Origin of the sequence: Aeromonas sp. OTU364, assembly GCF_038440395.1 — a bacterium.
In the GTDB taxonomy this organism is placed as follows: Bacteria; Pseudomonadota; Gammaproteobacteria; order Enterobacterales; family Aeromonadaceae; genus Aeromonas.
Genome location: NZ_JASATR010000001.1, coordinates 539,922 through 554,574, shown reverse-complemented (window position 1 = coordinate 554,574; position 14,653 = coordinate 539,922). Strand labels below are relative to the sequence as shown.

11 protein-coding genes and 1 pseudogene are annotated in these 14,653 nt (G+C 65.4%); 2 read left to right on the top strand and 10 right to left on the bottom strand.

Annotation, left to right across the window (positions count from 1 at the left end; genetic code table 11):
- Positions 1-9: 9 nt before the first annotated feature.
- Both AAHB08_RS02570 and AAHB08_RS02565 read right to left on the bottom strand, forming a co-directional pair.
- Positions 10-1,020, bottom strand: a complete 1,011-nt coding sequence (locus tag AAHB08_RS02570) for a S66 family peptidase (RefSeq protein WP_342058004.1) — start codon at positions 1,018-1,020, stop codon at positions 10-12.
- Positions 1,021-1,350: 330 nt separating this feature from the next.
- Positions 1,351-1,669 (bottom strand): annotated as a pseudogene (locus AAHB08_RS02565) (heavy metal-binding domain-containing protein).
- A 252-nt stretch (positions 1,670-1,921) separates the two neighbouring features.
- On the opposite strand from AAHB08_RS02565, the gene AAHB08_RS02560 reads away from it, so the two are divergent.
- Positions 1,922-3,112 carry an OmpP1/FadL family transporter gene (locus AAHB08_RS02560; protein ID WP_342058003.1) on the top strand — a complete coding sequence of 397 codons (1,191 nt, stop codon included), beginning with the start codon at positions 1,922-1,924 and terminating at the stop codon, positions 3,110-3,112.
- Positions 3,113-3,184: 72 nt separating this feature from the next.
- On the opposite strand, the gene AAHB08_RS02555 is transcribed toward AAHB08_RS02560, so the two are convergent.
- The 5 genes from AAHB08_RS02555 to AAHB08_RS02535 all read right to left on the bottom strand — a co-directional run bounded on the left by AAHB08_RS02555 (position 3,185) and on the right by AAHB08_RS02535 (position 10,270).
- Positions 3,185-4,477 carry an NAD(P)/FAD-dependent oxidoreductase gene (locus AAHB08_RS02555; protein ID WP_139436062.1) on the bottom strand — a complete coding sequence of 431 codons (1,293 nt, stop codon included), beginning with the start codon at positions 4,475-4,477 and terminating at the stop codon, positions 3,185-3,187.
- Positions 4,478-4,551: 74 nt separating this feature from the next.
- Positions 4,552-5,091, bottom strand: a complete 540-nt coding sequence (gene ycfP, locus AAHB08_RS02550; RefSeq protein ID WP_005331594.1) for an alpha/beta hydrolase YcfP — start codon at positions 5,089-5,091, stop codon at positions 4,552-4,554.
- A gap of 209 nt (positions 5,092-5,300) precedes the next feature.
- Positions 5,301-7,130 carry a M3 family oligoendopeptidase gene (locus AAHB08_RS02545; RefSeq protein WP_342058002.1) on the bottom strand — a complete coding sequence of 610 codons (1,830 nt, stop codon included), beginning with the start codon at positions 7,128-7,130 and terminating at the stop codon, positions 5,301-5,303.
- A gap of 273 nt (positions 7,131-7,403) precedes the next feature.
- Positions 7,404-9,182: a M3 family oligoendopeptidase gene (locus tag AAHB08_RS02540; RefSeq protein ID WP_342058001.1), complete on the bottom strand. Its 1,779-nt coding sequence runs from the start codon at positions 9,180-9,182 to the stop codon at positions 7,404-7,406.
- Between the two features lie 173 nt (positions 9,183-9,355).
- Entirely contained in the window at positions 9,356-10,270 is a 915-nt protein-coding gene (locus AAHB08_RS02535; RefSeq protein ID WP_139436055.1) for a DUF808 domain-containing protein, read from the bottom strand.
- Positions 10,271-10,478: 208 nt separating this feature from the next.
- Between AAHB08_RS02535 and AAHB08_RS02530 the strand changes: the two genes are divergently transcribed.
- Positions 10,479-11,081 (top strand): DUF924 family protein, encoded by a 603-nt coding sequence (locus AAHB08_RS02530; RefSeq protein WP_139436053.1) that lies wholly within the window; start codon positions 10,479-10,481, stop codon positions 11,079-11,081.
- Between the two features lie 66 nt (positions 11,082-11,147).
- Here AAHB08_RS02530 and secF read toward each other — a convergent pair whose 3' ends face one another.
- The 3 genes from secF to AAHB08_RS02515 all read right to left on the bottom strand — a co-directional run bounded on the left by secF (position 11,148) and on the right by AAHB08_RS02515 (position 14,609).
- On the bottom strand, positions 11,148-12,062 hold the full coding sequence (secF, locus tag AAHB08_RS02525; protein ID WP_202045164.1) for a protein translocase subunit SecF: 915 nt from the start codon (positions 12,060-12,062) through the stop codon (positions 11,148-11,150).
- 100 nt (positions 12,063-12,162) lie between these two features.
- The gene (gene secD, locus AAHB08_RS02520) at positions 12,163-13,965 is read right to left on the bottom strand and encodes a protein translocase subunit SecD (RefSeq protein WP_139436050.1); all 1,803 of its coding nucleotides are present in this window, start codon (positions 13,963-13,965) and stop codon (positions 12,163-12,165) included.
- Positions 13,966-14,111: 146 nt separating this feature from the next.
- Positions 14,112-14,609: a hypothetical protein gene (locus AAHB08_RS02515; RefSeq protein WP_342058000.1), complete on the bottom strand. Its 498-nt coding sequence runs from the start codon at positions 14,607-14,609 to the stop codon at positions 14,112-14,114.
- Positions 14,610-14,653 lie beyond the last annotated feature (44 nt).

The window sequence follows — 14,653 nt, the reverse complement described above, 5'->3', positions numbered from 1 at the left end:
GCACCCGAGCTAGCGCAACCAGGACTCCAGCAGGGTCAGGCACTGGCCATCGAGATCCAGCTCGGCCTGGATGCCGAGCGGCACCGTCAGCATGGGGTGGGTGTGGGCACAGTCGAACTCCGCCAGAATGGGGAAGGCCGGCTCCCCCACCACCTCCAGCAGGATATCCAGCGGCCGCTTGCCGCTGCCCTGGCCGTCAAACAGCTCGTGCTTGCCGAGCACCAGGGCACCGATGCGCTCGAACACCCCGCACAGCTTGAGGTGGGCAAATGAGCGCTCCACCGTCTCCGCCGACAGTAGGCTGTCTTCCAGCAGCAGAATGTCCCCCCGCGCTATGGGCGGCATATAGGGTGAACCCCAGATCCCCGTCAGGGTGTTGAGGTTGCCGCCGATCAGCCGGCCCCGCACCCGGCCGGAACCCACCGAGATCAACCGGTTGGGCTGGCACTGCTTGGCCCGGGTCTGGTTTTCCCAATCCAGCCGCTCGTCGGTCCATTGCGTCGGGGTCGGCAGGGTATGGGGCGCGGCGGCGCCACCGGTCAGGCAGATCTGGCAAAAGCCCGCCAGGGTCTCGTTCACCAGCGGCGAGAGCTCGCCAAAGGAGGCCACCAGCGCCGGGCCATAGAAGGTGACGAGGTCGGTCTGGGCGTGGATGCCGAGCAGCAGGGCCGTCACGTCGGAGTAACCGACGATGATCTTGGGATCCTCTCTCAGCCCCTCGTAGTCCACATAGGGCAACAGGGAGTTTGAGTTGCTGCCGCCAATCACCGACATGATTGCCCGCACCTCTGGATCCCGGATGAGGCCATTGAGCTCTTCGGCCCGCGCCGCGATGGAGCCGGAGCGCCAGTGATCCCGCTCACCGGTCAGGCTGCCCGCCTTGAGCCTGAAACCCTGCCCTTCCAGAAACGCCCTGGCACGCTCGAACCGCCGGGGAGCCCAGGCGGTGGCCGCGCTGGAGGGAGAGAAGAAGCCTATGGTGTCGCCGGGCTTGAGCCCGGCGGGTTTGCGCAGTGCCATGGATGACGGTCGCTCCTGAGAGTCTGGGGCCGGGATCTCCATGATCCGGCATCAGGCTCCATCCTAATCCAGCTGTTCTCTCCCCGACAAGGACTCATAGGCTCCGTACAGGCCCTTTTTTGTTTGGATAAACCAAACGACACAAGCCAGTCGGATAGAAAAAATAAACAACTTTCCCGGCCCAGGCCTCCCCCTCATCCTTCACCCTTCTTCCGCAAGGAAGAAGGGTGAATCGCCCCCCCATGCCATGGCGGTGCCGCGCCCAATAAAAAGCCGACCCTGGAGTCGGCTTGCTGCGGGCCGCCTTAGGCAGCCAAGGGCAAAGGCGGGCTAGATCACCACGGCGGTGCCGCTGATGCTGACCATCAGCATGCTGCCGTTCTGCCCCACCACCTCGTAGTCGATATCGATGCCGACCACGGCGTTGGCCCCCAGCGCCTGGGCGCGCTCCTTGAGCTCCTCGAAGGCGATCTCCCGGGCCCGGGCCAGCTCTTTTTCGTAGGCGCCGGAGCGGCCGCCTATGATGTCGCGGATGCCGGCGAACAGATCCTTGAAGATGTTGGCGCCGAGGATGGCTTCACCCACGACGATGCCGCGGTATTCACGAATGGTCTTGCCTTCCAGGGTGGGGGGTGGTTGAGAGGATCATGAGGTCTCCTGTGGGTTGGGCTGGGTGCGCGAGGCACCGTTGCGTCATGGTAGCAAGGCGCTGGCCAAAGCATAACCCCGCCTTGCCGGAGGCGGCAGGAGACACTGCGCCCCCGGCACTGACAAGTGACTGATTCAGCATTCAAAGTGCCATCTATACTGCCTGTGTCGCGGATCTTCTCCCTCTTTGCCAGATACATCTGGCACTTGCCTGAGGGGGCCGATCCTCAGGATTGATGGGAGAGGGACCTTGATGAAACGAACGCTGCTGCTGTTGCCACTGGCCACCTTGCTGAGCGCCCCCACCGAGGGCGCCGGCCTCTATCTGTACGAAACCGGCACCAACGATCTCGGGCTCGCCTCCGCCGGCATGGCCGCCAGGGCCCAGGATGCCACAGTGCAGCTGGTGAATCCCGCCGGCCTGAGCCACCTGGAGGGGCGCCACCTCACCCTGGGCGGGCAACTGCTCTACGGGGACGTCCCCTACGATCTGGACGATCCCGCGCAGGGGGATGTCGATACCGTCATCGGCTGGTTCCCCGCGGCCTCCGCCTACTACAGCCAGCAGCTCGATGAGCGCTGGTCGGCGGGCCTGGCGCTCTATGGCAACTTCGGGCTGGGGCTCGATTTTGGCGACTGGGCCGGCAAGCAGCTCATCAAGGAGGCCACCCTGCTCGCCCTCACCCTGCAGCCATCCATCGCCTACCGCCTCGACCCGCACTGGTCGCTCGGGGCCGGGGTCAGCATCAACTACGGCCTATTCGCCCTCACCCGGGAGGGCAGTGGCGGGGAGCAGAAGCAGGACGACAGTGACTGGGCCCTCAATGCCAGGCTGGGGCTGCTCTATGAGTGGAACCCGGGCACCCGACTCGGACTCGGCTATGCCAGCGAGGTGACCTATCACTTCGCCATCGACCGCGACATCACCTTCTCGCGCCCCAATCTGCCCGGGATCGGCGCCAGCCTCCCCCTCTCCGGCATGGTCAACAGCCCCCAACAGTTGATGGTGAGCGCCTTTCACGCCTTCGCCCACGACTGGGCCATCATGGGCAATCTGGGCTGGCAGGATTGGAGCCGCTACAACGACAACGAGGTCGCCATCTTCGACCGCACCTCCTCGCAGAAGGGGCTCTATCAGGACAGCTACCACCTGGCGCTGGGGCTCCAGCACGCGCTGACGCCGCAGTGGGCCCTCAATGGCGGCCTGGCCTACGACAGCAGCGCCTATCGGGATCAGGACCACACCTCCCTGACTGTGCCAAGCGGCGCCGCGCTGCGCCTCGGCACCGGGGTGACCTATGCCTTCAACGCCCAGGAGACCCTGGGTGCCGGGTTTGAGTACATTCACATGGAGAGCGCCAGCGTCGATGAAAGCTCCCTCTCGGGTCGCTACCCCACCCCGGCCCTCTACTTCTTCGCCCTGAACTACGGCAGGCGCTTCTAGGCAGGCCCCGCTTCGGCCATAAAAAAAGGAGAGGCCCAGGCCTCTCCTTGTGGTTTCCCTTGCCGACGCCGCTCAGTGCAGCTTCATGCTCGGGCGCAGCACCCGGTTGATGCGGCCCACCAGCATGATGAGACCGGTCTTGATGTAGCCGTGCAGGGCCACCTGGTGCATCCGGTAGAGGGAGATGTAGACGATGCGGGCGATGTAGCCTTCCACCATCATGGAGCCGCGCATCAGGTTGCCCATCAGGCTGCCCACGGTGGAGAAGCGGCTGAGGGACACCAGCGAGCCGTGGTCGTGGTAGAGGTAGGGCTTCATCTCGCCGCCGTTCATCCTGGCCAGGATGTTCTTGAACGCCTGGGTCGCCATCTGGTGGGCGGACTGGGCGCGGGGCGGCACGAACTTGCCGTCCGGCTGCGGGCAGGCGGCGCAGTCGCCGATGACGAAGATGTTCTCGTCGCGGGTGGTCTGCAGGGTCTCCTTGACCACCAGCTGGTTGATGCGGTTGGTCTCGAGGCCCGCTATCTCCTTCATGAAGTCCGGCGCCTTGATGCCCGCGGCCCACACCATGAGGTCTGCTTCAATCAGCTCCCCATCCTTGGTGTGCAGACCCTCGGCAGTGGCTTCGGTGATCATGGTGGCGGTGCGCACGTCCACACCCAGCTTCACCAGCTCCTGGTGGGCGGAGCCGCTGATGCGCTCCGGCAGGGCCGGCAGGATGCGGGGGCCCGCTTCCACCAGGGTCACCTTGAGGCTGTCGGTGGTGAGGTTCTTGAAGCCGTAGGCGTAGAGCTGCTCCACCGCGTTGTAGAGCTCGGCGGAGAGTTCGACGCCGGTGGCGCCGCCGCCGACGATGGCGATCTTCACCTTGTCACCGGGCTGGTATTCGGTGGCGAACTGCAGGAAGCGGTTCATCATGCTGTTGTAGAAGCGGTGCGCCTGGGAGGGACTGTCCAGGAAGATGCAGTGATCCTTGATGCCCTTGGTGTTGAAGTCGTTGGACACAGAACCTATGGCCATCACCAGCACGTCGTAAGCCACTTCCCGCTCGTTGACCACCAGGGCGCCGCTCTCGTCGTGGATGGGGGCCAGCACGATGCGTTTCTCGTCGCGCTTGATGTCGGTCAGGCTGCCGAGCTGGAATTCGAAGCCGTGGTTCTTGGCGTGGGACTGGTAGCTCAGGGCGTCGATGCCCGCATCCATGGAGCCGGTGGCCACTTCGTGCAGCAGGGGCTTCCACAGGTGGGTGCGGTTGCGATCCACCAGGGTGATCCTGGCCTTGTTCTTCTTGCCCAGCTTGCGGCCCAGGCTGGTCGCGAGCTCGAGACCGCCGGCGCCACCGCCTACAACGACAATATTCATCATGATGATTTTCCTTGGTTCCTCAAAACGAAAGGGAGCCATTGGCTCCCTAAAACGAAATCGGTTGACGTGATGGCTCAGGCTTCTTTGAAGGCCTTCATCCGTTGCAGATGGTGCGAGATGTTCTTGAACTTATGGGTCTCGCGCTCATCCCATACGATGTCGTAATAGTTCTTCAATTCACGTTCAGTGTCCCGATTATCGCGGATTTCATCCTGAACGGAAAGGATGCACAGGCAGTTTCCTGAATTTTTATTACGAAATTCGGTTACACACTTGGTGCCGATGTCCTCGTACTCTTCCGGCCTGTCGATCTTGCCCTGCATGTTCTCTTCCGGGTGCAGGTTGGGGTTGAAGACCACCTGTTTGATGCCGCACAGAAACCCGATCCGCTCGCTCCAGTAGCCGCCGAGCCCTACCCCGCAGATGAGGGGCTTGGGGTCTGTGCTCATGTCGAGCTGCTTCTTCACCTCCTTGAGCAGGTGGCTCATGTCGTGGCGGGGGTGAACCGTGCTGTAGTGAACGAAGCGCACATCATCATCGATAAACTGCAACTGCAGCACTTTCTCATGATTGCCGGGGCTGGTGGCATCGAAGCCATGCAGATAGATGATCATGGATAAGACCTCAAGAACTGTGTCGGTTCTATCGAAACTACCCCAGCGAACCGCAGAGGCGCCACCAAAACATCGCACTTTCTTGCTTTGGATCACGCCCCCCGCCGCCGGAAAATCCTTTCCCCACCCCGTTTGGGCGCATTCGGCAGGGGAAAAGGGGCGCCAGCCCCCTGACGAGGGCAGGCGCGCTGCCCTGCCTGCTCCCGGCCTCAGCCCAGGGTCTGCTCGAAGCGCTCCACCGCCGCCGCCACCAGGGCCAGGCTCCCCTGCCAGAAGGCCGCCTCGCGGATGTCCTGCCCCAGGTGTTTCGCCACCAGCGCCTCGGCGCTCATGCGGCCCGTGTCTCGCAGCAGGGCACGATAGGCCTGTGCTACATCCTGCTCGCCCGCGGCCTGACGGCTCATCAGCTGCTGATAGACCCCGAGGCTGAACAGGTAGCCAAAGAGGTAGGGATAGTTGTAAAAGCCGAAGCCCGCGATGGAGAAGTGCGCCTTGGCGGCCCAGAACATGGGGTGATAGCGGCCAAGGCTCTGCTCATACCAGCGTCCCCAGGCCTCGTCGGTAAGCGCCTTGAGCCGGGCCGAGGAGACATAGCCCTGCTCGCGCTCGGCCACCAGGGCCTGCTCGAACGCGAAGCGGGCCGGGATGTTGACCAGGAAGGTAGCGGCGCCGTCGGCTTCCGCCCAGGCGATGGCCTGGCGCTCCTCGGCGCTTCGGGCCTGCTCGAACAGGGCGCTGCGCACCAGGGTCTCGGCGAAGATGGAGGCGGTCTCGGCGAGCGTCATGGGGTAGCTGCGCTGGCTCATGGGCAAATCCCGGATGAGCCAGTTGTGCCAGGCGTGCCCCAGCTCGTGGGCGAGCGTGATGACGTTGTCCATGGTGCCCGCATAGGTGATGAAGACCCGCGGCTCCACCGGATCGGCAAACTTGGTGCAGTAGGCCCCGGTGCGCCGGTTCGGGGTGGGAGCCGCATCAATCCAGCCGCGCTCGGCCATCATGCGGGCAAATTCCCCCATCTCGGGATCGAACCCGGTGAAGGCCAGGGCGATGATCTCGATCGCCTCCTCGAACGGGATGCTGCGGTGGCTGCTCGCCGGGGGCGGCGCGAACAGATCCTCAGGCCCCAGCTCCTCGATGCCGAGCCGCCGGGCCATCAGCCCCAGGGCCCGCTGACCCAGATGGCGCGCTTGCCAGGTCTCCTGCATCAGGGTATCCAGGGTCGCCCGCTCGATGTGGCTCTGGTGGCAGGAGAGATCCAGCGCATCCAGGGTCCGCCCCCTGCCGCGCTGGCGCGAGAGCTCCAGCCGCCAGCCGTTGAGGGCGTTGAGGATGGCGGCCACCGTCTCCTGCTCCCCCTCCCAGCCGGCGCTGATGGCGTCGAAGGCCTCTTTGCGCAGGGCCCGATCCGGGCTGGAGAGCAGGTTGCTCGCCTCCGCCAGCCCCCGCTCCTGGCCGGCGACCTGCACCCGGATCTTGCCCACCAGATCGTTGTAGAGGTTGCCCCAGGCGTGCAGCCCGTCGGTGCCAAGGCCGATGACCAGCTGCTCCGCCTCCACCGGCAGCCGCTGATCCTGCAGGCGGCGCTCGTGGCGCAGCCGGTACTCCTCCTCCCCGAGCAGGGAGTCCTGCATCAGCTGCTCGAACTCGGCCTCCGGCAGCCCCAGCATCAGATCTTCGATGGGGGCCAGCGTCTTGAACAGGTCCGCGTTGAGGGCCCGGGCCCGGGAGGCCAGCTGCTTGGCCAGGGGATCCCGGGCGTCCTGGCTCCCCGTGCAGGCCGCCAGCACGGCGATGTTCCAGCCTATTTCGCGGATGCGGCGGGCCCGCAGCCGCACCTCTCGCAAGCCATCCCGTAGGCCATCCCGCAGGCCATCCTGCTGGGCGGCGTCCAGATCACGCAACGGCAGGCCGTCGATGAAGAGCGCCAGCTCGGCGAGGCTGGCGCGGGCCAGGCTCATGTCCGCCTCCAGCACGCTGCTGTCGAGGGAGGGGTAGATGTGCTGATTTTGCCACTGCTGTGGGTAGACTCGTTGTTGCATCGAACGCTCATTGTCAGAGACGGGTCCGGCCCGTCGTGAAACAGGGTGGCCCAGGGCCACGCACAGGAATACCAAGGCTGGCGGCGACACCAGCCGGATCAAACGCGGCGACTACACCAGCCGCTCGAGACGCTCCACCGCCTCCTCGACAGAGCGCAGGCTCTCCTGCCAGAAGCTCAGGAGGAGTCGCGACTACACCAGCCGCTCGAGGCGCTCCACCGCCTCCTCCACAGAGCGCAGGCTCTCCTGCCAGAAGCTCAGGAGGAGTCGCGACTACACCAGCCGCTCGAGACGTTCGACTGCCTCCTCCACCAGGTGCAGGCTCTCCTGCCAGAAGGCGGGCTCGCGAATGTCGACCCCCAGGTGCTTCTCCACCAGGCTCTCGGCACTCATGCGCCCTGTGTCGGCGAGCAGCGCCCGGTAGGCCTCGACGAAGTCATCGCCCACCCGCTCCTTCTGGGCATAGAGCCCCAGGCTGAACAGGTAGCCAAACAGATAGGGGTAGTTGTAGAACCCGAGATCGGCGATGGAGAAGTGACCCTTGCTGGCCCAGAACAGCTCGTCATATTGGCTGAGGCTGTCACCATACCACTGCTGCTTCGCGGATTTCATCATGGCCCTCAGCTGGCCCGCCCCCAGATACCCCTGGGCCCGGCCTGCCACCAGCGCCCGCTCGAAGTGGAAGCGGGAGGGGATGTCGAGCAGCAGGCTCGCGACCCGCTCCCCGTCCATCCAGGCGATGGCCAGGCGCTGCTCCCGGGTCTGAGCACGGGCGAGCAGGGCGTCCCGCACCAGCACCTCGGCAAACAGGGAGGCGGTCTCCGCCAGCGTCATGGGGTAGTCCCGCTGCTCCAGCGGGAGGTCTCGCAGCAGCCAGCTGTGCCAGGCGTGGCCGAGCTCGTGGGCGAGCGTGATGACGTTGTCCATGGTGCCCTCGAAGGTGAGGAAGACCCGGGGCTCGGCGGGGTCGGCATACTCGGTGCAATAGGCGCCGCTGCGCCTGTTGTCGCTCGGCGCGGCATCGATCCAGCCCCGATCCGCCATCATGCGGACGAAGGCCCCCATCTCGGGATCGAAGGCGGCGAAGGCATCGGCCACCAGGGTCAGCGCCTGTCCGAAGCCAAAGCCGGCCTGCGCCCCATAAGGCGCCGGGGCATAGAGATCCCAGGGGGCGAAATCCGTTATCCCCTGGGCACTGGCCATGGCCCGCAGGACCCGCCTGCCCAGCGCCTTGTGGGCCTCGGCCTGCGCCATCAGGGTCTCCAGGGTGATGCGCTCCAGGTGCCCCTGGTGGCAGGAGAGATCCAGCGCATCGAGCAGCCGCCCCTTGCCGCGCTGGGTGGCGAGCTCGTTGCGCCAGCCGTTGATGGCGTTGAGGATGGCGGCCACCGTCTCCTGCTCGCCAGCCCAGGCGGCCTGAATGCCGTGCCAGGCGCTGGCGCGCCGCGCCCTGTCCGGGTGGGAGAGCAGGTTGTCCGCCTGGGCCAGCCCCATGGGCTCCCCCGCCACCTCTGGCCTGAGTCTGGCCACCAGGCTGTCGTAGAGATCCCCCCAGGCTTGCAGGCCGTCCACCGCCAGCCCCTCGATCAGCTGCTCGCTCTCGAGGGAGAGGGCCTGATCCTGCAACCGGCGATCGTGGCGAATGAGGTAGGCCAGCTCGAACAGCTCGGGATCCTGCAGCAGGGCCCGCACCTGATCCTCGGGGGCGTTCAGCCAGAACAGGGCCACCGGCTTGACGAGCTGGGCCAGCCTCACCTGCAACTGCTGGCCACGGGAGAGCAGCACCCGGGCGGCTTCGTCGCGGCCGTTGCGACTGAGCCTGTTGTAGGCGAAGGTCTGGCTGTTCCAGGCTTGTCTGCGCACGGCGTTGGCCTGGCGACGAATGGCCCTAAGCAGGTGGCGCAAGGCATTGATGTCCCGCGTCTCTGGCAGGCTGGCCAGCAGGCTGGCGATCTCGGTCAGGGCCAGAGCGGCGCGCTGGAAGTCGGCGTCGATGGCCGGGCAATCGGGGGCGGCATAGATGTGATCATCCTGCCAGAGGGTGGTGGTCATAACTGTCCTTGTCTGTTTGCGTCCATGTGGGCGTCCCGCCTCTGTGGGCAGTGACCGCCAAATAGTACGAAGGGGGCCGACCCTTGCCTAGCCCCCATTCTGGTCAACAAACAGCAGATCCGACCTGCGACGCCCCCTGTCGGCAGGGGACGATTCCTGAGCGACCGCCGCTGTTATTTCGCGGGAGTCAGCTTGCCCACCAGGGTCATGGCCAGCACCAGCAGCAGGCCGGCCACCACCCCCACCAGGGCGCTCAGCAGGGTCGGCGTCACCGCGGCCAGCACGGCGCCCCCGGTCAGGGGGGCCAGGCTGGCGGCCACCCCCTCAATGAGGTGATGGGCAAAGGGCCAGCCGTGGACCAAAATGCCGCCCCCCACCATGAACATGGCGATGGTGCCGACCAGAGCCAGCAGGTGCATCAGCCGGGGTGCCGTTACCAAGAGCCCCCGCCCCACTGCCCGGCGCAGGGCGCCGGCATCAGGTTTTTGCAGCAGGTGCAGGCCTATGTCGTCGAGCTTGACGATGAGCCCCACCAGGCCGTAGACCCCCACTGTCATCAGCAGGGCTATGCCCGCCACCACGGCAATCTGCAGGCCGAGGCTCGAGCCCTGCACTGTGCCGAGGGCGATGACGATGATCTCGGCGGAGAGGATGAAGTCGGTGCGAATGGCCCCCTTTATCTTCTGCTGCTCGAAGGCCTCCAGATCGTCCGGAATCGCCTGCGCCGACGAGGCCGTCTCGCCGCTGTCGTGGGGCAGGAACTTGTGGGCCAGCTTCTCGGCCCCCTCGAAGCAGAGGTAGGCGCCCCCCAGCATCAGCAAGGGGGTGATGAGCCAGGGGATCAGGGCGCTGATGGCGATGGCGGCGGGCACCAGGATCAGCTTGTTGCGAAACGAGCCCTTGGCCACCTTCCACACCACGGGCAGCTCCCGCTCGGCCCGCACCCCGGAGACCTGCTCCGCATTGAGGGCGAGATCGTCCCCCAGCACACCGGCGGTCTTCTTGGCCGCCATCTTGGTCATCAGGGCCACGTCATCGAGCACGCTGGCGATATCGTCGAGCAGGGCCAACAGACTGGTTCCGGCCATATCAGGTATTCCTTATATCAGTGGGAAACATCTCCCCAGACAGCACGGCGTTCTTCCCAGGTGGTCTGGCGACGACCTTGCTCATCTGGGGTTCCGCATTTCAGGCAAAAGATGGCACAGTGTAGCGAGAAGCCGCCCTTTCGGCAGCCCCCATGACAGGGTCAACCGGCCTTGTTTCACCTGAAGGCCCCAGGCCCAAGGAGTACCCATGCAACCCTGGCAACCCCTGCTCGATTTCTGGTTTGGCGACGACTCTGGCGACGCCCCCCGCGCCGCCCGGCAAGCCCCCCTTTGGTGGGGCAAGAGCAGCGAGACGGACGCGCTGCTGGCACACCGCTTTGGCGAGCTGGCACAGGCCGCCGCCGAGGGGGAGCTCGCCCACTGGGCCGAGGTGCCGGTGGGCAGGCTGGCGCTGATCCTGCTGCTGGACCAGCTGCCGCGCAACCTTCATCGTGGCACGCCAGCGGCCTTTGCCCAGGATGCCAAGGCCCGGGATCTCTGCCTCAGGGGCCTCTCCCTTGGCGCAGACAAGGCCCTCTCCCCGCTGGCGCGGGTCTTCTTCTACCTGCCGCTGGAGCATGCGGAGTCCCGGGAGCAGCAGGCCAGAAGCGTGGCCCTGTTCGAGGCGCTGGCGGCCGAGCAGGGGAACGGCCAGGCGCGCGAGACCTTCGAGGGATTCGCCGACTTCGCCCGCCGCCATCAGGTGATCGTTCAGCGCTTTGGCCGCTTCCCCCACCGCAACGCCATTCTGGGGCGCACCAGCACCCCGGAGGAGACCGAGTTTTTGCGCCAACCGGGCTCCGGCTTCTGAGCCGTGCCGCCAAACGCGCATAAAAAAACGGGCCCTCGGGCCCGTTTTGCATGCAGGGTGACGGGGTCATGCCGCCTCCGCCAGCGCCTCCTCTTTCTTCTGGTAGGCCTGGGGGGAGAGCCCCAGCAACTCCTGCACGGTCGAGGCGACCGTGATGGAGGAGATGGTGCCCACCAGGATGCCGGCGAACAGGGTGAAGGAGAAGCCGAACAGGGCGTCGCCGCCGAACAGCAGCAGGGCCCCCACGGTGAACAATGTGGTGCCCGAGGTGATCATGGTGCGGCTGAAGGTGGCCTTGATGGCCACGTCGGAGCAGTCGTGGATCCCCATCTGGGTGCGCGAGCCGAGCAGGTCACGCAGCCGGTCCGAGATGACGATGCTGTCGTTGAGGGAGTAGCCGATCACCGCCATCAGACCGGCGATGACGTTGAGGTCGAACTCGATGTTGAACAGCGCCAGCAGCCCCAGGGCCACCAGACCGTCGTGCAGCACAGAGACCAGGATGCCGATGGCCTGGCGCCACTCGAAGCGCACCGCCAGGTAGGCGGAGATGGCCAGCGACGCCACCAGCACCGCCAGCATCCCCTGCTGGAACAGCTCGGCGCCCACCTGGGGACCCACTATGGTGGTGCGCAGCAGCTCCACCGGCAGGGCGAGTTGCTGCCCCAGCATGGTCGCGAGATCCTCCGCCGCCCAGGGCAACTCGTGGGGAGGCAGCTTGATGAGCCACTCGCCGGGCACGCCGGCGCCGTGCAGCTCCACGGCCCCCGCCAGGGGGGCGCTCAGCAGGGCGTTGAGCTCGTGGGCCTCCTTCAGGGTCTGGATGCGAAACTCCAGCAGTATGCCGCCGGTGAAGTCGAGCCCAAGGGAGAGCCCGTTGATGGCGAGCACGGCTATGCTCGCCACCGTCAGCAGTACCGAGGCCCACATCCCGATGTAGCGCCAGCGGGTCAGGCCCATGGCAATGATCATTCTCAGCATTCTTCTTCCCTCGACAGTTGGTGCTGGCTTCCCGCAAGGAAGCGAGTGGCGCGGAGCAGGCTCGAACGCGCGGTGTCATGACACAGGTGGTCAGTCATGGTCATACCCTCAGCAGCTTGGCGCGGCTGTTGCCCCACAGGGGGTTGATGATGGCGCGGGTGCCCCAGATGCCGGTCACCATGCTGGAGATGAGCCCCAGGATCAGGGTGATGGAGAAGCCCTGCAGCGGCCCTGAGCCGATGGCATAGAGCACCACGGCGCAGATGAGGGTCGTGATGTTGGCATCGAAGATGGTGCGAAACGCCGAGCGATAGCCAAAGTCGATGGCGTTGGCCAAGGAGCCCCCCTCCCGCAGCCTGTCCTTGATCCGCTCAAAAATCAGCACGTGGGTATCCACCGCCATGCCCACGGTCAGTACCAGGCCGGCGATCCCGGGCAGGGTCAGCACGGCCCCCGGCAGCACCGCCAGCATCCCCACCTGCATCAGCAGGTTGCCGATGAGCGCCGTGATGGCGACCCAGCCGAACTTGCGATACCAGGCCATCATGAACAGCATCATGCCCGCCATGCCGAACGCCAGGGCGGTGAAGCCCGCCTCTATGTTCTGCAAGCCCAGGGTCGGGCCTATGCTGCGCTCCTCCAGGATCTTGAGCGGCGCGGTGAGGGCGCCGGCCCGCAGCAGCATGGCCAGCTCCTGGGCCTCTGGCAGGCTGCCAATCCCTGTGATGCGGAACTGGTTGCCAAGGGCGGTCTGGATGGTGGCGACGTTGATCACCTCGCTTCGGGCACGAAGCTTGCCCTCGGCGTTGGTCTTGTACTCGGTGAAGACGGTGGCCATGGGCTTGCCCACGTGCTGGCGGCTGAACTGGTTCATCTTGCTGCCACCCAGGGTGTCGAGCACTATGTTGACCTGGGGCTGACCCATCTCCCCCATGTTGGCGCGGGCATCGACGATGTGCTCGCCGCTCAGCACCGGCTTGCGGGCCAGACCGACCGCCTGGCCGCTGCGATCCGCCATGAAGAAGCGGCTGTCGGCCTTGGCCTCGTAGAAGGCCAGGGATGCGGTGGCGCCTATCACCTCTTTCGCCTGCTTGGGGTTGTGCACCCCGGGCAGCTCGATGCGGATGCCGTCCTGACCCTGACGCTGGACCGAGGCCTCGACGATGCCGAGCTCGTTGATCCGCTTTTTGAGGATCGACAGGTTCTGGGTCACGGCGTTGTTCACCAGCAGGGTGCGCTCTGCATCGCTCAGCACCAGCTTGAGCTCATTGCCGGAGCGGGAGAGCTTCCACTGATCCTGACGGGTACCGGCGCTCTCCTTGATGATATTGAGCCAGCCCTCCTGCCCGTCGACGTCCGGCAGGGTGACGGCCAGGGCCCCCTGGGCGGTGCGCATCACGCTGGCGCCGCGCAGGTTGGCCTCGCGGAAGCGGGTACGCAGGGTGTCCACCAGGTTCTTGGTCTGGTTGTCGATGACAAAGTCCACGTCGACCCCGATCAGCAGCTGGGAGCCGCCGCGCAAGTCCAGCCCGAGCTTGATGGGATCGGCGCCGAGCCGGCTTATCCAGGTCGGGGCATTGGAGTGAAACTCCAGGGTGAGGGCGGCGCTGTCCACCCCCTGCTGCTCCAGCAACTGCTTGGCCCGCTGCTGCTCGGCCTGGGTGGCGAACACCAGCTCTACCCGCTCCTTCTGCTCGATCTGCAGCTGGGGCGCTATCTGGTGCTCCTGCAGCAGGCGCTGCTGCGCCCCGCTCAGGCGGCTCTGGCCATGGAGGCCCAGGGATGGTTGCTCACCGAAGAAGGTGGGCAGGGAGTAGAAGGTGAAGGTGAGCAGCATCAGCAGCAGCAGGGCGTACTGCCACAGGCTCATGCGGTTCAGTATGGTATGACTCTTTTTTCTCATGAAATCGGCCTCTGTCAGGCGATGGCAAGGGCGACACAGGGTCGCACCGTGCAAAAAAATGAAACAAGACAGCCTAGCCGTTCACTAAAAGTGAACAGCAACAGAGAGAAGATGAGGCAACAGCAGGCAGACTGACCCCATCGGGGTCAGGCGAGGAAGCTCTGGGAGAAGCGGTATTGCAGGTGCCGGCGCTGCAGGCGGCGCCGGTGGATGCTGGCGAAGTGATCGCGAAAGCTCGTCCTCGGGTAGAAGAGGGCGGCGTAGAGCAGCAGGCCGCACAGCAGCAGCAGTATGGCCTGCTGGGCCCAGCTCATGACCAGCTCGTAGACCACGCTGCCGGGCTGATGATCCCGGCTCAGGGAGTGCTCGAGGCGCAGCAGGTGGCTCTGGTGGGAGCCGACGAACTTGACGACACCGTCGTCGCTGTCGCTGGCGCCGTGCTGGATCCGGGCGCCGTCGGCGGAGTCCGCGGCCTCCCCCATCAGCTGGGCGGCGTGCTGGGAAGCGGGTACCTTGAGCCCCTCCACCGAAACGGTAGAGAGCAGCAGAGTGAGTGCGATGAGCAGGGTCATCGCCGCCAGTTTCACTTTGTCCAGCAGGCTCAAAAAGTTAATTCCCGAATAATAGAAAGGGCAAACTACCATAGCCCCCCTACAAGGACAAGGGCGGCAGGCCATGACGCCTGCCG